A 23,496-nucleotide genomic window follows, 5' to 3' on the forward strand; every position below is an offset into this window, starting at 1 on the left:
TCGGCGCCGGGGCCTCGACGACCTCGGGCGCCTCCGCGACCTCGGGCTCCGGGGCCTCGACGGCCTCGGGCGCCTCCGGCTCGGCGACCTCGGGCTCGGGGGCGGCGGCCTGCGCCGTCTCCGGGACCTCGGGGGCCGGTGCCGGCTCCTGGACCTCGGGCTCCGGGGCCGGCTGCTGCACCGGCTCCTCGGCCTGCCCGGCCCGTTCGCGCAGCTCGGCCGGGAACGCGTCCCCGATCGACTGGGTCACGGGCGCCGCGGAGGACGTGTCGATCTTGTCCTTCGCCTTGCGCTCGTTCTCGGCCTTCGCCTCGTCGCGCTGCTTCTGGCGGCGCGCCTCGGCCTTGGCCTCGGCCTTGTTCTTCAGCGGGCCCACGACCATCACCATGTTGCGGCCGTCGACCCGGGGGCTCGACTCGACCGCGCCGACCTCCGCGACGTCGTTCGCGAAGCGCTCGAGCAGGCGGACGCCCATCTCGGGGCGCTGCTGCTCGCGGCCGCGGAACTGGATCATGGCCTTGACCTTGTCGCCGGCCCCGAGGAACCGCTTGGCGTGGCCGACCTTGGTCTCGTAGTCGTGGGTGTCGATCTTGAGCCGGAACCGGACCTCCTTGAGGACCGTGTTCGTCTGATTCTTGCGCGACTCCCGGGCCTTGACCGCGGCCTCGTACTTGTACTTGCCGAAGTCCATGAGCTTGGCCACCGGCGGCTTGGCGTTGGGCGCCACCTCGACCAGATCGAGATCCGATTCGCGGGCCAGCCTCAGTGCGTCCTCGACGCGGACGATGCCGACCTGCTCGCCTGCGGGTCCGACGAGACGGACTTCGGGGACTCGGATTCTGTCATTGATACGTGGATCGCTAATGCCGTGCTCCTGATGTTCTGCGTGGTCGCCCGGAGGTTTCCGGGGACCTCATGGTTCGGTCCGGTCCGCAACGACAAAAAGCCCCCGCTGCGGTCGGCAAGCGGAGGCTCATCGGTGCGCCACCCGGGGGTGGCGCGCTGCGTGACGGAGCGGACGCGGGAACTCCCGGCCGTGCCGTCGTGCGGACGATGTCGTCGCGGACCCGGCGGCCGTGATCAGGTCGTCCGAGCGGATCGGGGACCGTGGCCGGCGCGGGTGGGAGTCTCCTCCACTTGCACACTGCCGACCAGTCTAGCCCATGGGCCGCCGGTTCGGGAAACGGCGGGCGTGCGCGCTGTCACTCGTCCTCGGTGCTGTGCAGGGCCCGGCGGGCCGAGAGCAGCTCCGTCTCCGGGCGGGCGGCGACGAAGCGCTCGACGTCGTCGAGGACCTCGACGAGGCGGGCGGCGTCGGCCGCGACCACGGCGGTGCCCACCAGGGCCCGGCGGTGGAGCTCCAGGTGGCCGACCTCGGCCGCGGTCACGGGGAACCTGCGGCGCAGCTCCGCGACGAGGGGCCGCACCACGGAGCGCTTGCCCTTGAGGGAGTGCACGTCCCCCAGGAGCACGTCGAACTCGATCCACCCGATCCACACGGCGTCCCCGCCTCCTCCCGGCCGTCCCCCGGCCTCCCCAGCAGGATAGTGCCGGCGGGGCCGGGACGGTCCGGGCGGCGGACAGCGGTGTGGCAGAGTTGGGACATGACTTCCGAGAACACCTTCCGCTTCGACGACGACGCCGCACGGTCCGGCCAGGAGATCCCGCAGGAGACGGTCAGCGCCGTCGACGAGCAGATGCGCGACATCGCGGAGGTCCCCGCCATCGAGGTCATCACGACCGCGGCCGTGCACCTCATGAGCGCCGCCGCCGTGAAGTGCGGTCTCGCCGCCGGCGAGGACGCGGAGGAGCTCAAGGACCTCGACGAGGCGCGCAAGCTCATCACCGCGCTGGCCGGCTTCGTCACCGCCGCCGCCCCGGAGATCGGCTCGCAGCACGCCGCTCCGCTGCGCGACGGCCTGCGCACCCTGCAGCTCGCGTTCCGGGAGGCCTCGCGCTACCCGGACGCCCCCGGCCAGGGACCCGGCGAGCGGTTCACGGGTCCCGTCACCTGAAGGACCGTCACCACGCGTGCCGCGGGCTGATCCGGGTTCCCCGGGTCAGCCCGCCGTCGTGAGACGCAGCTGCATCGAGTCCACGTCCTCCGCGAGGGCCGGCTCGACGCTCAGCCGGGCCTGGAAGCGGGCGACGACGTCGTCCAGCTGCGCCCGGTCGAGCCCGGCGCGCAGGGACAGCACCACGGCCAGCTCGGGGCCCGCCCCGCCGCCCCGGACGACCGCCCCGTCCGCGGCGCGCACGGCCACCCCGTCGCCGGGGGCCGTCCCCACGCCGAGCACCCCGGGCAGGTCCTCGGCGCAGCGCCGCACGCCCGCCCCGACCGTCGGGCTGCGGTAGGAGGGCGTCCAGGTCCTGCCCTGGGCCAGCGCCCAGAGGGCCGGGCGGCGCACGACGAACGGGAGCTCCGTGCCCGGGTCGAGCACGAGCAGCTGGGTGCCGTCCTTGACCGCGGCCACGGCCGCCCGGCGGACGTCCGTGGCCACCGGCCGCGCCCGGTCGTGCCAGTGCGCGAGCGCCGCGGTGGACGTGAAGACCGGCAGCACCTGCCGGCCGTCCGCCGCCCGCAGGGACACGAGCGCCATGTCGGCCTCCTTGTCGGCCACCAGACCGGCCTCGGTCACGGTGGAGGCCGAGACCTCGGCCACGACGGGCACGAAGACCCGGGTCCCGGCCAGCGCGGCGACCACCGCGGACTCGTCCCCCCTCCCCGCGCGCAGGTCCGCGAGGGCCTGCAGCACGGCCGGGGCGGCGGCGCCGTCGTCGTCGGGGAAGCGGTGGGTGTGGCTGGTGCCCTCCCCCAGGTCGCGCCCCGCCCAGGCCTGGCCGCCGGTGTCCTCTGTGCCGCCCGCGCCCGCGAGCTGGGCGGCGATGTGCGCCGGCAGGGGCCGCTCGGTCACCGCGCTCCCGGCCGGCCCGCCACGTCGAGGGCCTCCTCGAGGGTGAAGCGGCCCGCGTAGAGGGCCTTGCCCACGATCGCGCCCTCGACGCCGGAGGGCACCAGGGTGCGCAGGGCGGCGAGGTCCTCGAGGGAGGAGATCCCCCCGGAGGCGACCACGGGCTTGTCGGTGCGGGTCGCGACCTCCTGCAGCAGCTCCAGGTTGGGGCCCTTGAGGGTGCCGTCCTTGGTGACGTCGGTGACCACGTAGCGGGCGCAGCCGTGCTCCTCGAGGCGGTCCAGGACCTCCCAGAGGTCCCCGCCCTCCTCGGTCCAGCCGCGGGCGGCGAGCACGGTGCCCCGCACGTCGAGGCCCACCGCGATGACGTCGCCGTGCTCGGCGATGACCTTCTGCGTCCACTCGGGGTTCTCGAGGGCCGCGGTGCCCAGGTTGATCCGCGCGGGGTCCAGGGACAGCGCCCGCTCCAGCGAGGCGTCGTCGCGGATGCCGCCGGACATCTCGACCTTCAGCTCCAGCTCGGCGGCCACGCGGCGGAGGACGTCGATGTTGTCGCCGCGGCCGAAGGCGGCGTCGAGGTCCACGAGATGGATCCACTCGGCGCCGGCCTCCTGCCACGCGAGGGCGGCCTCGAGCGGGTCGCCGTAGCCGGTCTCGGAGCCGGCCTCGCCCTGGACCAGGCGCACGGCCTGGCCGTCCGCGACGTCGACGGCGGGCAGCAGCTGGAGGCGGGGGGTCTCGCTCAGGGACATGGGTTCTCTTCTCTCGGTGCTCGGGTGCGGGTGTGCGGGCGTTCGGGGTGGGCCCGGAGCTCAGCGGCCCTGGAACCAGGCGTACCAGCCGTAGCCGACGAGGGCCGCCGCGACGGCGGCCAGGAGGACGACCGTCCACAGCGGCTTGCGCTGCTGGTGGAACGAGATGGCGCCGCCGGCGACGAACGCCCCGAGCACCATGACGACGACGGCCGCGCTCACGCGGCGCCGTCCTGGCTCTCCAGGGTCGGCCGGCCGGCCAGGGTGTCCCCGCCGAGAGGGTCGCCGGCCTTGAGGTGGTCGAGGCGTCCCGTGCGCGGCAGGGTGCCGATCCAGTTGCGCAGCAGCTGGATGCCCGCCTCGGAGGACTTCTCGGGGTGGAACTGCGTGGCGCACAGGGCCCCGTTCTCCACAGCGGCGATGAAGCGCCCGCCGTGGTCGGACCAGGTGACCTGCGGCGGCCGCATCTTCTGGATGCTCTGCGGGAAGTCCCACTCCTGCACCCCGTAGGAGTGCACGAAGTAGAAGCGCTGGTCCTCGATGCCCCGGAACAGGACGCTGCCCTCGGGCGGGTCGACCGTGTTCCAGCCCATGTGCGGGACGACGTCGGCCTTCAGCCGTTCGACGACGCCGGGCCACTCGCCCATGCCCTCGGTCTCCTGGCCGTGCTCCACCCCGGAGTCGAAGAGGACCTGCAGGCCCACGCAGATGCCCAGCACGGGCCGTCCGCCGGCGAGGCGGCGGCCGATCAGGCGCAGCCCGTCCACGGAGCGCAGACCGTCCATGACGGCGGCGAACGCGCCGACGCCGGGGACCACGAGGCCGTCGGCGTCGAGCACCGCCTCGGGGTCGGCGCTGAGCACCACGTCCGCGCCGGCGGCCTCGAGGGCGCGCACGGCCGAGCGCACGTTGCCGGCGCCGTAGTCGAGGACCGTGACGGTGGGCCGGCCGGCGCCGTCGGTCGCGGTGGTGCCGTCGGTGCTCACAGGGCCCCCTTCGTGGACGGGATGCCGCGGACCCGGGGATCGGGCTCCACGGCCTGGCGCAGCGCGCGGGCCAGGGCCTTGAACTGGGCCTCGGCGATGTGGTGCGGGTCCCGGCCGGCCAGCAGCGTGACGTGCAGGCAGATCCCGGCGTGGTGGGCCAGGGACTCGAAGACGTGCTGGACCATGGAGCCGGTGAAGTGCCCGCCGATGAGGTGGTACTGCTGGCCCTCCGGCTCGCCGGTGTGCACCGCGTAGGGCCGGCCGGAGATGTCGACCACGGCGTTGGCCAGGGCCTCGTCCAGCGGGACGGTGGCCTCGCCGAACCGGCGGATCCCGGCCTTCTCGCCCAGCGCCTGGCGCAGGGCGTCCCCGAGGACGATCGCGGTGTCCTCGACGGTGTGGTGGACGTCGATGTGGGTGTCCCCGGTCGCCCGGATCCGCATGTCGATCAGGGAGTGCTTCGACAGCGCGGTGAGCATGTGGTCGTAGAAGGGCACCGAGGTGTCGATGTCGTTCTCGCCGGTGCCGTCGAGGTCGATCTCGACGGACACCGTGGACTCGCTCGTGCGCCGCTCCAGGGCGGCGCGGCGGGGCGCACGGGTGCCGGTGGTGGTCTGGTCGCTCATTCGGTGGGAACTCCTCGCGGGCGCGGCACGGCCGTCGGTGGGCCGCGGATGGTCCGGGCCGGGACGCACGGCGGCGCCCCGGGCCCGGTGGTGGTGGTCTGCCTCCATGCTATCCGGGTCGGGAGGACCCGGCCCCGGGGCCCCTCAGCCGCCGGAGACGATCCGCTCCATGCTGGTCAGGAACGCGGTGGTCTCCTCCTCGGTGCCGGCGGTGACGCGCAGGTGGCCGGGGATCCCGACGTCCCGCACGAGCACCCCGTCCTCGAGCAGCTCCCCCCACACGGCCCGGGAGTCCTCCATGCCGCCGAAGAACACGAAGTTGGAGTCCGACTCGGCCGGCTCCAGCCCGATCCGCTTGAGCTCGTCGACGATCCGGTCGCGCTGGACCTTGATGTCCTCCACGTTGGCCAGCAGCGACTCCGAGTGGCGCAGGGCCGCCAGGGCCGTGGCCTGGGTGACGGCGGAGAGGTGGTACGGCAGCCGGACCAGGCGCACGGCGTCGGCGACCTCCGGCGCCGCCGCGAAGTAGCCGAGGCGGGCGCCGGCGAGCGCGAACGCCTTGCTCATGGTGCGGGAGACGATCAGCCGGGGCCGGCCCTCGAGCAACGTGAGCGCGGTGGGGGTGCCGCCGTGGGAGAACTCCGCGTACGCCTCGTCGACCACCACGACGGTGCGGAACTCCTCCCCCGCCTCGTACACGGCGGTGACCACGTCCGAGCCCAGCGCGGTGCCGGTCGGGTTGTTGGGCGAGCAGAGGAAGACCACGTTGGGGCGGTGCCGGCGCACCTGCTCGGCCGCGGACTCCGCGGACAGGCCGAAGTCCGCCGCCCGCTCCCCGGCGACGAAGCCGGTGTGCGTGCCGGAGGCCAGCAGCGGGTACATCGAGTAGGTGGGGACGAAGCTGAGCAGGGTGCGGCCCGGGCCGCCGAAGGCCTGCAGGATCTGCTGCAGGATCTCGTTGGACCCGTTGGCCGCCCACAGGTTCCCGGGCCCGAGCCCGTGGCCGAGGTACGCGGCGAGCTCCTCGCGCAGGGCGGTGAACTCGCGGTCCGGGTACCGGTTGAGGGTCCAGGCCGCCTCGGTGACCTCCCGGACGATCGCCGCGTGCACGTCCGCCGGGACCGGATGAGTGTTCTCGTTGGTGTTGAGCGCCACGGCGACGTCGAGCTGCGGGGCGCCGTACGGCGTCTTGCCGCGCAGGTCGTCGCGGAGCGGGAGGGCGTTGAGTCGGTCCAGGTTCTGCGTCACCCGGACAGTTTAGTGCTCCGCCCGGGGCGTACAGATCGGGGCGTACAGATCGGGGTGTACAGAGCGGGGCGTGCTGATCGGGCGGGCGGCTCAGGCGGCCGGGACCTCGAGGAGCTGGCCGGCCACGAGCACGGAGCTGTCCAGGTCGTTGAGCTCCACGATCTCGTCCATGACCTCCCGCGGGTCCCGGTCCGGATCGGCCGCCACGGCGAGCTCCCACAGGCTCTGCCCGGGGAACACAGTGGTCTGCTCGGTCCCGGAGCCCGGGACGGGTGCGCTCGTGGCCGTGGCCGTCGAGGGGACGAGGAAGATCACGGCGAGCACCACCAGGGCGGCGGAGCCGGCCAGGACGGGCAGCCCCAGGAACACCAGGCGGCCGCGGCGGGTCAGGGTCAGCGGGGTGCGGGACGCGGAGCGGGCGGGACGGGCCCGCCGGAGCGCACGGCCGAGCCCCCGGGCGGATCCTGCGGACTCGCGGCGGCGGGCGACGACGGGGGTGAGGGTGGCACTGGCACTCATGACATGAACTCCTTGACGTTCCCGCACGGAGCGGGCGATCTCGAACACCGGTCCGGTCGACGACCCTCGCGGGCCTCCATTCGATCGAACATACTTTCGAATACCGATGACCCATGTCTAGCACGTGTCTGCGAATGCTGTCGACAGCGGGTCGTACATATGTTTGAACACACACGGCGTGTCGCCTAGGCTGAGGACAGGTCCGGGCCCCCGGCCGGCGCGCGCTGCGGATCCCCTGCGCCTGCCGACCGGGACCCATCGAACCACCCGGGTCCGACATCGGAACCGGGACCGCGCAGACCGGCTGCGGCACCTGCAGCCGGACGGGAAAGGACGACGCTCCCATGGCCCAGCCCCCCACCCCCGAGGAGCCCCGCGCCCGGGGCGCCCGCCCCGGGGCACGCTCGCGCAGCCGCGGGCTCACCGTGCGCCAGCGCACCATCCTCGAGGCCATCCAGCGCTCCATCGCCGAGCACGGCTATCCGCCGTCCATGCGGGAGATCGGGGACCTCGTGGGCCTGGCCTCGCTCTCCAGCGTCACCCACCAGCTCGCCCAGCTCGAGAAGCTGGGCTATCTGCGCCGCGACCCCAAGCGCCCGCGGGCCATGGAGGTGCTCACTCCCCTGCAGCTGCGCGGGACCGCCGGGGCGGAGTCCGCCGAGCCGTCGCAGGAGGCCCCGGCGGCACCGGCGAGCCGGACCGCTCGTCCCGCCGCCCAGAACGCCGTGGCCGAGCTGTCCACCTCGGCGGACGTGACGATGGTCCCCCTGGTGGGCCACATCGCCGCCGGCGGGCCGATCACGGCCGAGCAGTCCGTGGAGGACGTCCTCGCGCTGCCCCGCCAGCTGGTCGGGCACGGCGAGTTGTTCATGCTGCGCGTCAAGGGCGACTCGATGATCGACGCCGCGATCTGCGACGGCGACTGGGTGGTGGTGCGCCGGCAGAGCGCCGCCGACAACGGTGACATCGTGGCCGCCCTGCTCGACGACGAGGCCACGGTCAAGACCTTCCGCCAGCGGGACGGCCACACCTGGCTGCTGCCGCAGAACACGCGCTACGAGCCGATCCTCGGCGACCACGCCACCGTGATGGGCAAGGTCGTCTCGGTGCTGCGCAGCCTCTGAGCCGCCGCACGCCCCGGCACCCGGGCCCTCCGCCGCCGGTGGGGGGCCCGTTGCCGTCCGGGCCGGCCGCCGTCCGGACACCTCCTGCTGTCCGCACCCCGTGCGGGCCCGGCGCGGTCCGGGGAGACCCCGGGCGTCCGCCGGACGTGCTCAGCCCACGGAGAGCCGCTGCAGGGCGCCGAGCACCACCTGGCGGTCCGTGGTGGTCCACAGCGGCGGCAGGGACCCGCGGAGGAAGCCGCCGTAGCGGGCGGTCGCGATCCGGGAGTCCAGGATCGCCACGACGCCCCGGTCCCCGCCCGCGCGGATGAGCCGCCCGGCCCCCTGGGCGAGCCGCACGGCCGCGTGCGTCGCGGACACGGACATGAACCCGTTGCCGCCGGCCCGTTCCGCGGCGCGGCTGCGGGCGCTCGCCAGCGGGTCGTCCGGGCGCGGGAAGGGGATCCGGTCGATCATCACGAGCCGGCACGAGGCCCCCGGGACGTCGACGCCCTGCCACAGGCTCATCGTGCCGAACAGGCTCGTGGCCGGGTCGTCGGTGAACTCCTGGACGAGTCCCGCGAGCGAGGACTCCCCCTGGCACAGGATCGGCAGGTCGGTGCGCCCGCGGAGCGCCTCGGCCGCCTCCTCCGCCGCCCGGCGGGAGGAGAAGAGCCCGAGGGCCCCGCCCCTGGAGGCCTCCAGCAGGGCCAGCATCTCGTCCAGCTGGGCCTCCGTGAGCCGGCGGCCGGGCTTCTCCAGGTGCTTGGCGAGGTAGAGGATGCCCTGCTTCGGGTAGTCGAACGGGCTGCCGACGTCCACGCCCTCCCAGCGCGGGGCGCCCTCGCCCCGCAGGCCGAGGGCGCCGGCGGCGGAGTCGAAGGACGAGCCGACGGACAGGGTGGCGGAGGTGAGGACCACGGTGCGCCCGTCGAAGAGCCCCTCCCGCAGGGTGCCGGCCACGCTGAGCGGGGCCACGTGCAGGGTCGCCGGGTCGGTGTCCTCCGCGGGCACGTAGCCGCGGCCCGGCTCCCAGCCGCCCTGGCGCGAGATCCACAGCACCTCGCGGTGCTCCTCGGCGGCGAGGATCCGCTCGGCCAGGTCGAGGACGTCGCTCACCCGGGAGCGGGCCATCTGCCGGCCGGCATCCCCGTCCTTCTCCCCGGGACCGGCCTTGGACTCGGTCATCACGGTGCGGGCGGCGTCCCGGATCTGGGCCACGGCCGCCGCCTGGGCGTCCCCGAGGCCGCGGTGCAGCAGCTCGGCGGGAGCGCCCATCAGGGCGGCCTCGAGGTTGGCGGCCCCGGCGGTGAGCGAGTCGGGGCTCGCGGAGGTGTGCTTGCGCGCGGACGCGGCGGCCGAGCGGACCATCGCCGCGGAGAGCTGTCCGGTGACGGCGCCCGTCACCCGGTCCTGGAGCTCGTGGGCCTCGTCGATGACCACGACGTCGTGCTCGGGCAGCACCGTGATGCCCTCGAACGCGTTGATCGCGAGCAGGGCGTGGTTGGTGATGACGATGTCGGCCTCACCGGCCCGCTGCTTGGCGAGCTCCGCGAAGCAGTCCTCGACCAGGGGACAGCTGCGGCCCAGGCACTCCTTGGCCGTGACCGACACCTGGCGCCAGGCGCGGTCGCTGACCCCGGGGAGCACCTCGTCCCGGTCGCCGGTCCCGGTCTCGCGGGCCCACTCGCGCAGGCGCTGGACCTCCTGCCCCAGCCGCCCGGGGTTCTCGGCGGCCTCGGGCTGCGGCGGGCCGGGGTGCGGGGCGGCGTCGGGCAGCGCGAAGAGCGCGCCGGGCTCGTCGTCGGACGGGTAGCCGCCCTCGATCTTGTGCAGGCACGCGTAGTTGCTGCGGCCCTTGAGCAGGGCCACGTCCACGTCCCGCTCGAGCTCGCCCTCGAGGGCGGCCAGCAGGCGCGGCACGTCCCGGCCGACGATCTGCGACTGCAGCGCGAGCGTCGCGGTGGCCACGACCACCGGCTTGTCCGCGTGCTGGGCGTGCTCCACGAGCGGGGCCAGGTACGCGAGGGACTTGCCGGTGCCGGTCCCCGCCTGGACCAGCAGGTGCCGGCCCCGGTCCAGGGCCTCGGCCACCTTGGCGGTCATCAGCCGCTGCCCGTCCCGGACCTGCCCGCCCATCGCGGTCACGGCGGTGTCCAGCAGGGCCAGGGAGTCCTTGGCCCCGGGCAGGGTCTCCGGGCGCACGCCCGAGACGTCGTGCCCGGACTCGTCCACGAATGCGGCGGCCACGCGCTCAGGCGCTCTCGGCGCCGAAGCCGGGAGCGCGCTCGGGGGCGAACTCCGCGAGCTCGGCCGCGAGGTCCTCGCGGACCTTCACGAGCAGGTGGGTGCCCTCGGGCAGGTGCTCGGTGCGCAGGATCTCCGCGTCCCAGTCGTGCAGCCGGCTGACCACGTCGCCGCGCTGGTAGGGGACGAGCAGGTCCAGCACCGTCTCGGGCCGCGGGATGGACTCGCTGATCCGCTGCCGGAGCTCCTCGATGCCCTCCCCGGTGCGGGCCGAGACCACCACCACGTTGCGCTCGCGCTGCTTGATCCGCTCGACCACGAACGGGTCGGCGGCGTCCACCTTGTTCAGGGCGATGATCTCGGGGATGTTCTGCGCGTCGATGTCCGTGAAGACCTGGCGCACGGCGCGGATCTGGCCCTCCGGGTCCGGGTGGGAGGCGTCCACCACGTGCAGGATGAGGTCGGAGTCGGCGACCTCCTCCAGGGTGGAGCGGAACGCCTCGACGAGCTGCGTGGGCAGCGACCGGACGAAGCCGACCGTGTCCGAGAGCGTGTAGCCGATGCCGTCCGGTGTCTGCGCGCGGCGGACCGTGGGGTCCAGGGTGGCGAACAGGGCGTTCTCCACGAGCACGCCCGCGTCCGTGAGCCGGTTCAGCAGCGAGGACTTGCCCGCGTTGGTGTAGCCGGCGATCGCCACCGAGGGCACGGAGTGGCGGCGGCGGTTGAGCCGCTTGGTCTCGCGCGCCGGCTTCATCGCGGCGATCTCACGCCGCAGCTTGGCCATGCGGGTGCGGATGCGCCGGCGGTCCAGCTCGATCTTGGTCTCACCGGGGCCGCGGGAGCCGATGCCCTCACCGGCGGCGGCGCGACCGCCGGCCTGGCGGGACAGGGACTCGCCCCAGCCGCGCAGGCGCGGGAGCAGGTACTCGAGCTGGGCGAGCTCGACCTGGGCCTTGCCCTCCTTGGACTTGGCGTGCTGGGCGAAGATGTCGAGGATCAGACCCGTGCGGTCGATGACCTTGACCTTCACGACGTCCTCCAGCCCGCGCCGCTGGGAGGGGGCGAGCTCGGAGTCGACGACGACGGTGTCCGCGCCGGTCGCGGCGACGATGTCCCGCAGCTCCTTGGCCTTGCCCGAGCCCAGGTACGTGGCCGGGTCCGGCTTGAGCCGGCGCTGGACGATGCCGTCCAGCACCTCGGAGCCCGCGGTCTCGGCGAGCGCGGCCAGTTCGCGCAGGGAGTTCTCGGCCTCCGCGAGCGTGCCCTCCGTCCACAGCCCGGCCAGCACCACGCGCTCCAGGCGCAGCTGGCGGTACTCGAGCTCGGTGACGTCCTCGAGCTCGGTGGACAGGCCCGCGACGCGGCGCAGCGCGCGGCGCTCCTCGAGGTCCTGCTGGTCGCCGTCGTGGACGGTGTGCCCGTCCTCGGCGTCGGCCAGCTCCCGGGCCCGGCCGGAGAACCGGCCCGGCGCGGTGGAGTCGTCCTCGGGGGCGGTGTCCTGCCCGGCGGCCTGCTCCCGGGCACGGGCCCGGGACAGCACGCGCTCGACGACGTCCTCCAGGTCCTGCCGGCTCAGGCCGTTCTCGGGCTCCGCGGCGTCGCGGGGCTCGGCAGGGGTTTCACGGGGGTGGGTCATGGTTCCTTTCGGACGGGATGCTGATCAGTACATTCTAGTGGCGGAGCCGGACATCCCGGCGTCGGAGCCGGGCGTCCCGGCGGGGTCCGCCCCGGTTCCCGGTGCGTGCGCTGCGGGCGCTGTCGGTAGCATGGGGCGCTATGGCACCGCCTCCCGACTCCCCCGATCCCGTGGCCGGCCCGGCGACCCCCAACCCGGGGACCGAGCACTACTTCTCCGAGGACCCCTCGGTCCCCGAGGTGCGGCGGTCCGTGGCCGTGCGGCTGCGGGGGCGGGAGGTCTCGCTGCAGACCTCCAACGGGGTGTTCAGTCCGCGGGGTCTCGACAAGGGAACGTCCGTGCTGCTGGAAAATGTTCCCGACCCCGCCGGGGCGGAGCTCCTGGACATCGGTTGCGGGTGGGGCCCGATCGCGCTGAGCCTGGCCGGGGCCGCCCCGGGGGCCCGGGTCACGGCCGTGGACGTCAACGAGCGCTCGCTCGAGCTCACCCGGGACAACGCGGCGGCCCTGGGCCTGACCGGCGTGGAGGCGCTGCTGCCGGAGCAGGTGCCCGCGGAGCGGCGCTTCGACACCATCTGGTCCAATCCGCCCATCCGGATCGGCAAGCAGCAGCTGCACGAGCTGCTCCTCCAGTGGCTGCCGCGGCTGGCCGAGGGCGGCACGGCGTGGCTGGTGGTGCAGAAGAACCTCGGGGCGGACTCGCTGCAGAAGTGGCTCGGCACCGCGCTGGGCGCCGCCTTCCGGGTCTCCCGGCACACGACCGACAAGGGGTTCCGGGTCCTGCTCGTCGAACGGCGGGACTGAGCGACCGGCACGGGGCCGCCCCCACAAACCTCGGGCCTCAGGCCTCAGGCCTCAGGCCTCAGACGAAGGTGCCGTCGGCCACCAGCACGGCCGGTCCGGCCAGCACCACGTGCTCGGCGCCGTCGGGCGCGGGGACGAACGTCACGGAGACGATGCCGCCGGGCACCTGCACGAGCCACTGGTCGGGGGCCGTGGCGCCGCCCCAGAAGCGCGTCGCGGCCGCCGCGGCGCACGCGCCCGTCCCGCAGGACTGCGTCTCGCCCACGCCGCGCTCGTGCACGCGCATCCGCACCCGGCCCACGCCGTCGTCGTCGCCGTCGGCGGGGACCACGAACTCGACGTTGGTCCCGTCCACGGGCTCCGGGCGCACGACGGGAGCAGTGTGCAGCCCGAGCTGGTCGAGCTTCTCCCCCTCCGCGAGCGCCACGACGGTGTGCGGGTTGCCCATGCCGATCGACAGCGCGGGGCGGGGCACCTTCAGCCCCTCGGCGGTCACGACGGCGTCCGAGCCGCGGGACCGGGCCGCGTCCCCGTCGAGGAAGGTCCACGGCCCCATGTCCACGGCGTAGCCGGAGTCGGTGCGGGCCACGGTCTTCACCCCGGCGCGGGTGCCGATGCGCAGCACGTCCCCCTCGGGGACCGCGGCGAGACCCCGCTGGAGCAGGTAGTGGACGAAGACCCGCACCCCGTTGCCGCACATCTCGGCGACGGAGCCGTCGTTGTTGCGGTAGTCCATGAACCACTCGGCGTCCGGCGCAGCCTCGAGGACGGCCCGCCCCTCGGGGATCGCCTCGGAGCGCACGGCGCGGATCAGCCCGTCCCCCCCGATGCCGCGGTGGCGGTCGCACACCAGGGTCACCAGCTCGGCGTCCAGGGCCAGCTCCGCGTGCGGGTCGGTCAGCAGCACGAAGTCGTTGCCCGTGCCGTGGCCCTTGGCGAAGGCGCGGCCCCGGAGCTCCCCCCAGGGGCCGGCGTCGGCGCCGGGGGCGGTGTCCGGGGCGGGGCTGGTGTCCTCGTGCTGGGCGGTGGGGCTCTGGGCGGAAGTCACCCGGCCATGATACGCGGACCCGGCCGCCGGTCCGCGGCCGGGTCCGCGGTTCAGCCCCCGGCCGCGACCCGTTCGACGACGTCCGCGGCGCGCTCCGCGAGGCCGGGCGCGGACGGGTCCAGCCAGTGCACCCGGGGGTCCGCACGGAACCAGGTCCGCTGGCGGCGGGCGAAGCGGCGGGTGGCCACCACGGTGGCCTCGACCGCCTCCGCCACGGTGGCGCGGCCGTCCACCACGTCCAGGAACTGGCCGTAGCCCAGGGCACGGGAGGCCGTGCGCCCCTCGCGCAGCCCGCGGGCCGCCAGGGCGCGCACCTCGGTCTCCAGGCCGGCCTCGACCATGGCCCCGACCCGGCGGGCGAGCCGGTCGTGCAGCGCGGCACGCTCGAGGTCCAGGCCGATCTGCACCGTGGGCTCCACGTGCTCGCGGCGGGGCATGAAGGACGTGAACGGGCGGCCGGTGAGCTCCCACACCTCCAGGGCGCGCACCAGCCGCCGCTCGTCCTGCAGCCGGGCGGCGGACGCCGGATCCACCTGGCGCAGCCGCTCCCGCAGGGCGCCGGGGCCCCGCGCCGCGAGCTCGTCCTCGATCCGGGCCCGCACCGCGGGGTCGGTGCCGGGCAGCTCGAGCACGTCCAGGGCCGCGCGCACGTAGAGTCCCGAGCCGCCCACCAGGACGGGGACCCGGCCGCGGACGCGGATTTCTGCGAATCGGGTCCGGGCGGCGCGCTGGAAGTCCGCGACCGAGGCCTCCTCGGTGACGTCGAGGACGTCGAGGAGGTGGTGGGGCACACCGCGCCGCTCCTCCGCGGTCGCCTTGGCGGTGCCGATGTCCATCCCGCGGTAGAACTGCATGGAGTCGGCGTTGACGACCTCCCCGCCCAGCCGCAGGGCGAGCTCGACGCCCAGGGCGGTCTTGCCGGTGCCCGTGGGCCCGACGACGGCGACGACCGGCAGCTCCGAGCGGGTCACCGGACGGGGAGGCCCGGCATGCCCAGGCTCACGGGCCCGGGGCCGGCGGCGCCCGGGGCGGCGGGGACCCCGCAGGACTCGGCCTGGCGGCGGTCCCAGGCGTCCCCGGCCCGCGAGCGCCGCAGCGCGTAGTCCTGCGGGGACCGGGGGTCGGCGACGAGGTGGTAGGCGGCGGCGCCGGTGACGACGACCGTCACGAAGTCGCCGGGCCGCGGGACCTCGGCGCCCTCCGGGACGGAGAAGTGGACGAGCCGCTGGTCCCGCGCGCGGCCCGAGAGCCGGTGGGTCTGCTCGGACTTCTTGCCGGCCTCCGCGGTGACGAGCAGCTCGACCTGCCGGCCGACCACCGCCCGGTTCTCCTCCGCGGCGATCCGGTCCTGCAGCGCCACGAGCCGCTCGAAGCGCTCCTGCACCACGGCCTTCGGCACCTGGTCCGCCATCTCCCCCGCGGGGGTGCCGGGCCGGACGGAGTACTGGAACGTGTACGCCGAGGAGAAGCGGGAGGCCGCCACGACGTCGAGGGTGGCCTGGAAGTCCTCCTCGGTCTCCCCAGGGAAGCCCACGATGATGTCCGTGGTGATCGCGGCCTCGGGGATGCGCTCGCGGACCGTGTCCAGGATCCCGAGGAACCGCTTCGAGCGGTAGGAGCGGCGCATCTCCTTGAGGATCCGGTCGGAGCCGGACTGCAGGGGCATGTGCAGCTGCGGCATGACGTTGGGGGTCTCCGCCATGGCGTCGATGACGTCGTCCGTGAAGGCGGCCGGGTGCGGGCTGGTGAAGCGCACGCGCTCCAGGCCCTCGATCTGCCCGCACGCCCGCAGCAGCTTGGCGAACGCCCCGCGGTCCCCGAACTCCACGCCGTAGGAGTTCACGTTCTGCCCCAGGAGCGTGACCTCGACCGCCCCGTCGTCCACGAGGGCCTGCACCTCGGCGAGGACCTCCCCGGGCCGCCGGTCCTTCTCCTTGCCGCGCAGGGACGGGACGATGCAGAACGTGCAGGTGTTGTTGCAGCCCACGGAGATCGAGACCCACCCCGAGTAGGCGCTGTCCCGCTTGGTGGGCAGCGTCGAGGGGAACACCTCGAGGGCGTCGAGGATCTCCAGCTGCGCCTCGGCGTTGTGCCGCGAGCGCTCCAGCAGGGCGGGCAGGGAGCCGATGTTGTGGGTGCCGAAGACGACGTCCACCCACGGCGCCCGCTCGAGGATGGTGGCCTGGTCCTTCTGCGCGAGGCAACCGCCGACGGCGATCTGCAGGTCCTTGTTGCGCTTCTTGGCGGGCACGAGCTGGCCGAGGTTGCCGTAGAGCTTGTTGTCGGCGTTCTCGCGCACGGCGCACGTGTTGAACACCACGAGGTCCGGCTCGCCGCCGGCGGCGGGGACGTAGCCGGCGGCCTCGAGCAGACCCGTGATCCGCTCGGAGTCGTGGACGTTCATCTGGCACCCGAACGTGCGCACCTCGTAGGAGCGCGGGGCGGGCGCGCCGGAGGACGCGGTCGGGTCCGGGGAAAGGGCTGCGGGGGTCGACATCACCGGACAATTGTACGGGGCGGTCCCGGTCACGGGGTCTCCGGGTGTTCCTCGCCCATCTCGTCGTCCTGGACCGCGGCACCGGAGCGCGCCTCGAGCTCCTCCTTCACCACGGCGAAGGCCAGCCCGGGCGGGTAGCCCTTGCGCCCGAGCATCCCGACCAGCCGCCGCACGGCCTTGTCCCGCTCGGCGCGGTCGGTGAGCTCGGCCCCGGCGGGGAGCTTGCGGCGCACCAGCTCGGCGGCGTCCGCCCGCTCGTCCTCGTCGGTGCGCTGCTCGAGTGCCGACTCGGCGATCTCCCCCGTGACGCCGCGGGTGGCCAGCTCCCGCCGGATCGCGGACCGGGAGAGCTTGCGGGAGCCGGCCCGGGAGCGGACGTAGAGCTCCGCGAACTGGGCGTCGTCGACGAGGTCGACCTCCTCGAACCGGTCCAGCACCTCCCGGGCAACGTCCTCGGGGACGTTGCGGTCGGCGAGCTTGTCCTCGAGCTGCTTGCGGCTCTTCGCCGAGGCGGTGAGCTGGCGCAGGACGATCGCCCGGGCCACCTCCCGGGCGTCCGGCTCGGGGTCCTGGGCCGGGGACGACGACGCCGCCGGGCCCTCCGGCCCGCGGTGGCGGGCGGAGGACCGGCGGCGCCGGCGGTCGTACGGGCTCTCGGTCACGGACCCGCTCAGAAGGCCGGGCCGGCGACCTCGGTGGGCAGCCCGGTCACGGGCTGCTCCTCCGCGGTCTCCTCGGCGGTCTCCGGCTCCTCGACGACCCCGAGCTTCACCAGGATCCGGCGCTCGATCTCCTCGGCCAGCTCCGGGTTGTCCTTGAGGAACCGGCGCGAGTTCTCCTTGCCCTGCCCCAGCTGGTCGCCCTCGTAGGTGAACCACGCCCCGGACTTCTTGACGATGCCGTGCTCCACGCCCATGTCGATGAGCCCGCCCTCGGTGGAGATGCCCTCCCCGTAGAGGATGTCGAACTCGGCCTGCTTGAAGGGCGGCGCCATCTTGTTCTTGACGATCTTGGCGCGGGTCCGGTTGCCCACCGGGTTGGCCCCGTCCTTGAGGGTCTCGATGCGGCGCACGTCCACGCGGACCGAGGCGTAGAACTTCAGCGCCTTGCCACCGGTGGTGGTCTCGGGGCTGCCGAAGAACACCCCGATCTTCTCGCGCAGCTGGTTGATGAAGATCGCGGTGGTGTTCGAGTGGGAGAGCCGGCCGGTGATCTTGCGCAGCGCCTGGCTCATCAGGCGGGCCTGCAGGCCCACGTGGCTGTCGCCCATCTCGCCCTCGATCTCGGCCTTGGGCACCAGGGCCGCCACCGAGTCGATGACGATGATGTCGATGGATCCGGAGCCGACGAGCATGTCCATGATCTCCAGGGCCTGCTCACCGGTGTCCGGCTGCGAGACCAGCAGGCTGTCGGTGTCCACGCCGAGCTTCTCGGCGTAGGAGGGGTCGAGGGCGTGCTCGGCGTCGATGAAGGCGGCGATCCCGCCGGCCTTCTGGACGTTGGCGACCGCGTGCAGGGCCACGGTCGTCTTGCCGGAGGACTCCGGGCCGTAGATTTCCACGACGCGCCCGCGCGGGAACCCGCCGATGCCCAGCGCGACGTCCATCGCGATGGACCCGGTGGGGATGGTCTCGATCTTGGTCGCCGGACGGTCGCCCAGGCGCATGACCGAGCCCTTGCCGTAGTTCTTGTCGATCTGCGCGAGAACGGTCTCGAGAGCCTTCTCGCGGTCGCTGCCGAACTGCTGGTCGGCGCTCTGCTTGTTGCTGCCCTTGGCTGCCATGGTCCACCTCGTGTTCGGGGGGTTCCGCCGGTGCGGCCGGAACCGTTGCTGCTGGTCTTTTCGTGTTCCACGGTATCGCCGTGGTCGGACACCGTAAGGCTTCGCGCGGGGCCTGGGGAGGAGCGGGAACCACTCTCCCGGGACGGACCGGGCTGTGCAGTCCGCGACCCGCTGCTTCGAATATACCTTCGAAGCGGTCGCGGGTCCACGGGCGCGCCGGGAGCCCGGCGGGTGTCAGTCCCGGGGCGGGCGGTCCACGCCCCACCAGCGGGACTCGGGGACGTCCTGGGCCCGGCAGAGGGCGAACCACACGGTCCGCGGGTCGACGCCGGCCTCGATGGCCTCGGCGGCCGTGCGGTGCTCGAGCTCCCCGAGCACCAGGTCCCGGGCCAGGACCCTGCTGTAGCCCGCGCCGAACTCGTCGGCCATGAGCTGCCAGAAGCTGCTCAGCCTCATCCGCGTCCTCCTTCGTCGTGCTGCCGGCCGGGGGTCGTGCCCGTCCATCCTGCCATCCGGGCGGCGGGGCCGGCACAGGCCGGAGGGCCCGGCGGTCCTGGGACCGACGAGCCCTCCGGGACGTCGTGGGCGGGCGGCGGGCCGCCCGGGCGGATCAGCGGGCGCCGGCCGCGGCGGCCTCGCCGCCGTTGACCCGGCCGAACTCCCGCGAGTACTGCTCGGTGAGGTCGCTGGGCACGGTGTCCGGGACCAGGAGGCCCTCGGCGTAGGCCAGCCGGTCCGCGACCTCGCGCAGCATCTGGGACATCGGGATGTCGAGCGCGGCGCAGATCGACGCGAGCAGCTCGGAGGAGGCCTCCTTCTGTCCGCGCTCCACCTCGCTGAGGTAGCCGAGGGAGACGCGGGCGCTGTGCGAGACCTCTCGGAGGGTGCGTCCCTGGCGCTGGCGGACGCTGCGCAGGACCTCACCGATCTCCTGGCGGAGTACACCCATCTTCATGTCCTTCGTCTCGGTGCTGTCGTCCTCGTCGAGGCCCACGTCCTTCCAACGGACGACGCCATTGACGGACACGGGTTGCTTGGTCATGTGAATCGCTCGTCTCCTCGTGTGTGCGGCAGCTTCACCGCCTGCTGCGGGCGGTGCCTCGGCGCCGGCCGGTCGACATCTTGACTTCGATCGGCTCAACTCGAGCCTGCGATCATTGCTAACCCCGCTGACGGTTCCATTCTTCCCCGCAGGAGGCGGTTTTTCACTGTGAGTTGGCTGGGAGCACCAGGGCCGCCGTGAGCCGCTCGAGGGCGGCGCGCACGGCGGCCGCCCGGATCTCCGCCCGGCCCCCCGCCGCGGCCAGCTCGTGGACGGTGGACCCGCCCGGTCCGGCGACGCCCACGTAGACCGTGCCCACCGGCTTGCCGTCGTGCGGCTCGGGGCCGGCGGCGCCCGTGGTGGAGACGGCCCAGTCCGTGCCGAGGCGGCGGCGGGCGCCCTCCGCCATGGCGACCGCGACCTCGGGGTCGACGGAGCCCCGCTCGGCGAGCAGCCGGGCCGGCACGCCGAGGACCTCGGTCTTGACCCGGTTGGAGTAGGAGACGACCGCGCCCTCGAAGCAGGCCGAGGCCCCGGGGACGTCGACGACGGCGGCGGCCAGCGCTCCCCCGGTGAGGGACTCCGCGGTCGCGACCGTCAGCGCCCGGCGGACGGCCTCCTCGACGAGCGCCCGGGCGGCCGGCTGCGGCTCCGTCACGCCGCGTTCCGCCCGGCCAGCGCCCGGCGGCGCAGCTGGACCGCCTTGACCACGTAGTCCACGCCGGTCACGACCGTGACCACGAGGGCCGCCCCCATCGCGATCCAGCCCAGCCACGGCCACCACGCGCCCACCAGGGGCACCAGCGGGAGCAGCAGGAGCAGGAGCGCCACGGTCTGCAGGACGGTCTTGAGCTTGCCGCCCTTCGAGGCGGCCATGACGCCGTAGCGGATGACGACGAAGCGCAGGAGCGTGATCCCCCACTCGCGGACGAGGATCACCACGGTCACCCACCACCACAGCTCGCCGAGCATCGAGAGCACCACGAACGCGGCGCCGGTCAGCAGCTTGTCGGCGATGGGGTCGGCGATCTTGCCGAAGCTGGTGATCAGCCCGCGGGCCCGGGCGATGTCGCCGTCGAGCTTGTCCGTGTACATGGCGACCGCGAAGACCGCCAGGGCGGCCCACCGCATGCCCAGGGAGTCCTCCCCCTGGGTGCCTCCCACCCACAGGAACCACACGAAGAAGGGCACCAGCACGATGCGCAGGGCGGTCAGCGCGTTCGGCAGGTTGAGGTTGGACGCCGGGTCCGCGGGGCTCATCTGGTGCTCGCTTCCTGGTGGGTGGGACGGGGTCGGCTCAGCGGCCGGTCAGCTGCCAGGCGTCCTCGGACTCCTCGGGGTCCTCGGCGCCGTCGCCGTGGTCGGTCGCGGTCCGGGCCAGCGAGGCCTCGACCGGGTCCTCGCCGTAGTCGACCGACCCGCCGGCGCCGGCCGGCGGCGCGGGCGGCTCCTCGCCCCGGAGCACGGCGAGGGTCGCGGCGAGGTCGTCGGGCTTGACGAGCACGTCCCGCGCCTTGGACCCCTCGGAGGGCCCGACGACGCCGCGGGACTCCAACAGGTCCATGAGCCGGCCGGCCTTGGCGAAGCCGACGCGCAGCTTGCGCTGGAGCATGGAGGTGGACCCGAACTGCGTGGTCACCACGAGCTCGGTGGCCTGCAGGAGGACGTCGAGGTCGTCCCCGATGTCCTCGTCGATGGTCTTCTTGGGGGCCTCCTGCACCACGTCCTGGCGGTAGTGCGCCTTCATCTGGCCCTTGACGTGGTCGACGACCTCGTGGATCTCCGACTCGGTGACCCACGCGCCCTGCACGCGCATCGGCTTGGAGGCGCCCATGGGCAGGAACAGGGCGTCGCCCTGGCCGATGAGCTTCTCGGCGCCCGGCTGGTCCAGGACCACGCGGGAGTCGGTGACCGAGGACGTCGCGAACGCCATCCGGGAGGGCACGTTGGCCTTGATCAGACCGGTGACCACGTCCACGGAGGGCCGCTGGGTGGCGAGCACCAGGTGGATGCCGGCGGCACGGGCGAGCTGGGTGATCCGCACGATCGCGTCCTCGACGTCGCGCGGGGCGACCATCATCAGGTCCGCGAGCTCGTCGACGATCACGAGGAGGTACGGGTACGGCCGGATCACGCGCTTCGAGCCGGGCTCGGGCTGGACCTTGCCGTTGCGCACGGCCTTGTTGAAGTCGTCGACGTGCTTGTACCCGTAGTGCGAGAGGTCGTCGTAGCGGGCGTCCATCTCCCGCACGACCCACTGCAGCGCCTCGGCGGCCTTCTTGGGGTTCGTGATGATGGGGGTGATCAGGTGGGGCACGCCCTCGTAGGCGGTCAGCTCGACCCGCTTCGGGTCGACCATGACCATCCGCACCTCGTCCGGGGTGGCGCGCATCAGGAGCGAGACGATCATCGAGTTCACGAAGCTCGACTTGCCCGCGCCGGTGGCGCCGGCGACGAGCAGGTGCGGCATCTTCGCGAGGTTGGCCACCACGTAGCCGCCCTCGACGTCCTTGCCCACGCCCATGACCATGGGGTGCTCCGTCTTGCGGGCGTTGTGCGAGCGCAGGACGTCGCCCAGGGACACGGTCTCGCGGTCGGTGTTCGGGATCTCGATGCCGATCGCGGACCGGCCGGGGATCGGCGAGAGGATGCGCACGTCCGCGGAGGCCACGGCGTAGGCGATGTTCTTGGACAGCGCCGTGACGCGCTCGACCTTGGTGCCGGAGCCCAGCTCGATCTCGTACCGGGTGACGGTGGGCCCGCGGGAGAAGCCGGTGACCACGGCGTCCACGTTGAACTGCTCCAGCACGCTCGTCAGGGAGGCGACCACGGCGTCGTTGGCCTCGGAGCGCTCCTTGGGCGGCGGTCCCTGCACGAGCGCGCCGGCCGCGGGCAGGGAGTAGGCGATGTCGCCCTCGAGCTTGAGCTGCTCCGCGCGGGCGGGGATGGGCGACTCGGGGGTGTGGGTGCGGGCGGTGACGGACGTGGAGCCGGTGGGCTCGGCGGCCACGTCCTCCAGCGCCGGGGAGCCGGAGCCCGCGGCGGTGTCCGCGGCCGGCTCGAGGCCCTGCTCCCGGCGCAGCCGGCGGGCGGCGAGCTGCTCCTGGGTGGGCCGCTTCTGCCCCGGCCGGGGGACGTCGCCCCTCTGCTCCGCGGCGGCGGCCGGCTCGGCGGATCCCGCCGCCCCCGCCGTTCCCGCCGCGGCGGCCCGCTGCCGGGCGGCGCGCGCGGAGTCGACGTCGAAGACGCGGGTGGGCGCCTGGCCGTCGGCGGCCTCCTCGGCGACGACGGCGCGCTCGAAGGCCTCGTCCCCGCGGTAGCCGTCGAGGGCGCGGCGCTCGGCCTCGGCCGCCTTGCGCTCGCGGCGCTTCTCGCGGCGGGTCTTGGCCGCCTCGGCGCGCGCGGCGTGCTCGTCCAGGTAGGAGCGGTCGTGCCGGGCGGCGGACACGTCGGTCGCGGAGACGGGCCCGTCCTGGCCCATGAGCCGCCAGTAGCCCTGCCGCAGTCGCGGCAGGATGAGGTTGACGGGCGTCGCGGTGACCACGAGCACGGACAGGAACAGGGCCGCGACGAAGATCGCGCCGGCGCCGACCGGGGTGATGAGGGCGCTCAGCGGGTCGGCGGCGAGGAATCCCACGTAGCCGCCGGCGCTCCGGAGCGCCTCCTGGCCCTGGCTCGGGGACGGCTGCCCCAGGAGCACGTGCGCGAGGCCGGAGCCGGCGACGACGGCGGCGCCCAGCCCGATCGCGATGCGGTTGTTGGCCGAGGTGTCCTCGGGGTGGCGGAAGCGGCGCAGGGCGAAGCCCACGAGGGGCAGCGGCAGCACCAGGGCCGTCCAGCCGAAGGTCCCCGCGAGGACCTCGTGCACCGCCACGGCGGGGACCGCCAGCCACGGCGCGGACGCGCCGGGCAGGTTCCACCACTCGACGGCCGCGGCGAGGAGGCCCAGCATCAGCAGGAAGAGGGCGCCGCCGTCGCGCAGCGACTCCGCGGGCACGTCCGTGCGCAGGGTGCCCATGCGGCGCACGGCGCCGCCGACCACGTGGGCGAGGGCCGTCCAGACGCCTCCGACGGCGCGGGCGCACCAGGCCAGGGCGGCGCCCGTGCCGTGCAGCACCCGCGGGGAGCTCGCGGCGGGCGCCGCGGAGCCCCGTCCGGCGGTCGACGGACGGCGGGTGGAGGTGGACCGGCTGGATCCCGACGACCGCGCAGAAGACGTGCTGTTCTTGCCACGCGACGTCGAGGCGCCCTTGCGGGCGGGGGAAGTACGAGTCGCCATGCTCCCAGGGTAGAC

At 74.0% G+C, this 23,496-nt stretch carries 24 protein-coding genes; 3 read left to right on the plus strand and 21 right to left on the minus strand.

Annotated elements, in window-relative coordinates; genetic code table 11:
* Both infC and CRM73_RS07470 read right to left on the minus strand, forming a co-directional pair.
* Positions 1 to 865, minus strand: an 865-nt coding sequence (infC, locus tag CRM73_RS07465; RefSeq protein ID WP_229587282.1) for a translation initiation factor IF-3, incomplete at its 3' end; no start/stop codon positions are given.
* Positions 866 to 1,202: 337 nt separating this feature from the next.
* Entirely contained in the window at positions 1,203 to 1,499 is a 297-nt protein-coding gene (locus CRM73_RS07470) for a DUF503 domain-containing protein (protein WP_017832893.1), read from the minus strand.
* 105 nt (positions 1,500 to 1,604) lie between these two features.
* Between CRM73_RS07470 and CRM73_RS07475 the strand changes: the two genes are divergently transcribed.
* Positions 1,605 to 2,015 (plus strand): DUF1844 domain-containing protein, encoded by a 411-nt coding sequence (locus CRM73_RS07475; RefSeq protein ID WP_017832894.1) that lies wholly within the window; start codon positions 1,605 to 1,607, stop codon positions 2,013 to 2,015.
* 45 nt (positions 2,016 to 2,060) lie between these two features.
* Here the strand turns inward: CRM73_RS07475 and CRM73_RS07480 are convergent, their stop codons facing one another.
* The 7 genes from CRM73_RS07480 to CRM73_RS07510 form a co-directional block, all read right to left on the minus strand.
* Positions 2,061 to 2,915 carry an SseB family protein gene (locus tag CRM73_RS07480; RefSeq protein WP_229587275.1) on the minus strand — a complete coding sequence of 285 codons (855 nt, stop codon included), beginning with the start codon at positions 2,913 to 2,915 and terminating at the stop codon, positions 2,061 to 2,063.
* Positions 2,912 to 3,664, minus strand: a complete 753-nt coding sequence (gene priA, locus CRM73_RS07485) for a bifunctional 1-(5-phosphoribosyl)-5-((5-phosphoribosylamino)methylideneamino)imidazole-4-carboxamide isomerase/phosphoribosylanthranilate isomerase PriA (RefSeq protein ID WP_017832896.1) — start codon at positions 3,662 to 3,664, stop codon at positions 2,912 to 2,914. The genes CRM73_RS07480 and priA overlap by 4 nt, the downstream gene beginning before the upstream one ends.
* Before the next feature lie 60 nt (positions 3,665 to 3,724).
* On the minus strand, positions 3,725 to 3,886 hold the full coding sequence (locus tag CRM73_RS07490) for a hypothetical protein (RefSeq protein ID WP_017832897.1): 162 nt from the start codon (positions 3,884 to 3,886) through the stop codon (positions 3,725 to 3,727).
* Positions 3,883 to 4,650 (minus strand): imidazole glycerol phosphate synthase subunit HisH, encoded by a 768-nt coding sequence (gene hisH / locus CRM73_RS07495; protein ID WP_229587276.1) that lies wholly within the window; start codon positions 4,648 to 4,650, stop codon positions 3,883 to 3,885. Before hisH ends, CRM73_RS07490 begins: the two co-directional genes overlap by 4 nt.
* Positions 4,647 to 5,276, minus strand: coding sequence for an imidazoleglycerol-phosphate dehydratase HisB (gene hisB / locus CRM73_RS07500; protein WP_017832899.1), 630 nt, complete (start codon positions 5,274 to 5,276; stop codon positions 4,647 to 4,649). Before hisB ends, hisH begins: the two co-directional genes overlap by 4 nt.
* Before the next feature lie 144 nt (positions 5,277 to 5,420).
* Entirely contained in the window at positions 5,421 to 6,524 is a 1,104-nt protein-coding gene (locus CRM73_RS07505) for a histidinol-phosphate transaminase (protein ID WP_229587277.1), read from the minus strand.
* A gap of 90 nt (positions 6,525 to 6,614) precedes the next feature.
* Positions 6,615 to 7,043, minus strand: coding sequence for a hypothetical protein (locus CRM73_RS07510; protein ID WP_109243421.1), 429 nt, complete (start codon positions 7,041 to 7,043; stop codon positions 6,615 to 6,617).
* A gap of 344 nt (positions 7,044 to 7,387) precedes the next feature.
* On the opposite strand from CRM73_RS07510, the gene lexA reads away from it, so the two are divergent.
* Positions 7,388 to 8,167, plus strand: a complete 780-nt coding sequence (lexA, locus tag CRM73_RS07515; protein WP_035929659.1) for a transcriptional repressor LexA — start codon at positions 7,388 to 7,390, stop codon at positions 8,165 to 8,167.
* A gap of 150 nt (positions 8,168 to 8,317) precedes the next feature.
* Here lexA and CRM73_RS07520 read toward each other — a convergent pair whose 3' ends face one another.
* Together CRM73_RS07520 and hflX are read right to left on the minus strand one after the other, a co-directional pair.
* The gene (locus CRM73_RS07520; protein ID WP_313960168.1) at positions 8,318 to 10,396 is read right to left on the minus strand and encodes an ATP-dependent DNA helicase; all 2,079 of its coding nucleotides are present in this window, start codon (positions 10,394 to 10,396) and stop codon (positions 8,318 to 8,320) included.
* 4 nt (positions 10,397 to 10,400) lie between these two features.
* Complete coding sequence (gene hflX / locus CRM73_RS07525; protein ID WP_017832904.1) at positions 10,401 to 12,029, minus strand: GTPase HflX; 1,629 nt, start codon at positions 12,027 to 12,029, stop codon at positions 10,401 to 10,403.
* Between the two features lie 140 nt (positions 12,030 to 12,169).
* Between hflX and CRM73_RS07530 the strand changes: the two genes are divergently transcribed.
* Positions 12,170 to 12,832: a class I SAM-dependent methyltransferase gene (locus CRM73_RS07530; RefSeq protein WP_211309924.1), complete on the plus strand. Its 663-nt coding sequence runs from the start codon at positions 12,170 to 12,172 to the stop codon at positions 12,830 to 12,832.
* Positions 12,833 to 12,890: 58 nt separating this feature from the next.
* Here CRM73_RS07530 and dapF read toward each other — a convergent pair whose 3' ends face one another.
* From dapF to CRM73_RS07580, 10 genes are all read right to left on the minus strand, one after another.
* Positions 12,891 to 13,880 carry a diaminopimelate epimerase gene (gene dapF / locus CRM73_RS07535; protein ID WP_035929669.1) on the minus strand — a complete coding sequence of 330 codons (990 nt, stop codon included), beginning with the start codon at positions 13,878 to 13,880 and terminating at the stop codon, positions 12,891 to 12,893.
* A gap of 50 nt (positions 13,881 to 13,930) precedes the next feature.
* Positions 13,931 to 14,851: a tRNA (adenosine(37)-N6)-dimethylallyltransferase MiaA gene (gene miaA / locus CRM73_RS07540; protein ID WP_017832907.1), complete on the minus strand. Its 921-nt coding sequence runs from the start codon at positions 14,849 to 14,851 to the stop codon at positions 13,931 to 13,933.
* Entirely contained in the window at positions 14,848 to 16,377 is a 1,530-nt protein-coding gene (gene miaB, locus CRM73_RS07545) for a tRNA (N6-isopentenyl adenosine(37)-C2)-methylthiotransferase MiaB (RefSeq protein WP_229587283.1), read from the minus strand. The genes miaA and miaB overlap by 4 nt, the downstream gene beginning before the upstream one ends.
* 29 nt (positions 16,378 to 16,406) lie before the next feature.
* Entirely contained in the window at positions 16,407 to 17,039 is a 633-nt protein-coding gene (locus CRM73_RS07550; RefSeq protein ID WP_144836329.1) for a regulatory protein RecX, read from the minus strand.
* A gap of 8 nt (positions 17,040 to 17,047) precedes the next feature.
* On the minus strand, positions 17,048 to 18,160 hold the full coding sequence (gene recA, locus CRM73_RS07555) for a recombinase RecA (RefSeq protein ID WP_017832910.1): 1,113 nt from the start codon (positions 18,158 to 18,160) through the stop codon (positions 17,048 to 17,050).
* Between the two features lie 234 nt (positions 18,161 to 18,394).
* Positions 18,395 to 18,616 carry a DUF3046 domain-containing protein gene (locus CRM73_RS07560; RefSeq protein WP_017832911.1) on the minus strand — a complete coding sequence of 74 codons (222 nt, stop codon included), beginning with the start codon at positions 18,614 to 18,616 and terminating at the stop codon, positions 18,395 to 18,397.
* A 154-nt stretch (positions 18,617 to 18,770) separates the two neighbouring features.
* A complete protein-coding gene (locus CRM73_RS07565; protein WP_017832912.1) occupies positions 18,771 to 19,202 on the minus strand; it encodes a helix-turn-helix domain-containing protein in 432 nt (143 codons plus the stop codon).
* A gap of 163 nt (positions 19,203 to 19,365) precedes the next feature.
* Complete coding sequence (locus CRM73_RS07570; RefSeq protein ID WP_017832913.1) at positions 19,366 to 19,860, minus strand: CinA family protein; 495 nt, start codon at positions 19,858 to 19,860, stop codon at positions 19,366 to 19,368.
* Entirely contained in the window at positions 19,857 to 20,462 is a 606-nt protein-coding gene (pgsA, locus tag CRM73_RS07575; RefSeq protein ID WP_017832914.1) for a CDP-diacylglycerol--glycerol-3-phosphate 3-phosphatidyltransferase, read from the minus strand. The genes CRM73_RS07570 and pgsA overlap by 4 nt, the downstream gene beginning before the upstream one ends.
* Positions 20,463 to 20,499: 37 nt before the next feature.
* A complete protein-coding gene (locus CRM73_RS07580) occupies positions 20,500 to 23,481 on the minus strand; it encodes a DNA translocase FtsK (RefSeq protein ID WP_229587278.1) in 2,982 nt (993 codons plus the stop codon).
* Between the last annotated feature and the right edge of the window lie 15 nt (positions 23,482 to 23,496).

It is taken from the genome of Kocuria sp. CCUG 69068, assembly GCF_020833785.1.
Lineage (GTDB): Bacteria > Actinomycetota > Actinomycetes > Actinomycetales > Micrococcaceae > Kocuria > Kocuria rosea.

Bases quoted from the DNA above. Each gene is read 5' to 3' on its own strand.
- CRM73_RS07475 (WP_017832894.1), top strand. From the start codon at position 1,605: ATGACTTCCGAGAACACCTTCCGCTTCGACGACGACGCCGCACGGTCC.
- priA (WP_017832896.1), bottom strand. From the start codon at position 3,664: ATGTCCCTGAGCGAGACCCCCCGCCTCCAGCTGCTGCCCGCCGTCGAC.
- hisB (WP_017832899.1), bottom strand. From the start codon at position 5,276: ATGAGCGACCAGACCACCACCGGCACCCGTGCGCCCCGCCGCGCCGCC.
- CRM73_RS07510 (WP_109243421.1), bottom strand. From the start codon at position 7,043: ATGAGTGCCAGTGCCACCCTCACCCCCGTCGTCGCCCGCCGCCGCGAG.
- lexA (WP_035929659.1), top strand. From the start codon at position 7,388: ATGGCCCAGCCCCCCACCCCCGAGGAGCCCCGCGCCCGGGGCGCCCGC.
- hflX (WP_017832904.1), bottom strand. From the start codon at position 12,029: ATGACCCACCCCCGTGAAACCCCTGCCGAGCCCCGCGACGCCGCGGAG.
- CRM73_RS07530 (WP_211309924.1), top strand. From the start codon at position 12,170: ATGGCACCGCCTCCCGACTCCCCCGATCCCGTGGCCGGCCCGGCGACC.
- miaB (WP_229587283.1), bottom strand. From the start codon at position 16,377: ATGTCGACCCCCGCAGCCCTTTCCCCGGACCCGACCGCGTCCTCCGGC.
- recA (WP_017832910.1), bottom strand. From the start codon at position 18,160: ATGGCAGCCAAGGGCAGCAACAAGCAGAGCGCCGACCAGCAGTTCGGC.
- CRM73_RS07560 (WP_017832911.1), bottom strand. From the start codon at position 18,616: ATGAGGCTGAGCAGCTTCTGGCAGCTCATGGCCGACGAGTTCGGCGCG.
- CRM73_RS07565 (WP_017832912.1), bottom strand. From the start codon at position 19,202: ATGACCAAGCAACCCGTGTCCGTCAATGGCGTCGTCCGTTGGAAGGAC.
- pgsA (WP_017832914.1), bottom strand. From the start codon at position 20,462: ATGAGCCCCGCGGACCCGGCGTCCAACCTCAACCTGCCGAACGCGCTG.
- CRM73_RS07580 (WP_229587278.1), bottom strand. From the start codon at position 23,481: ATGGCGACTCGTACTTCCCCCGCCCGCAAGGGCGCCTCGACGTCGCGT.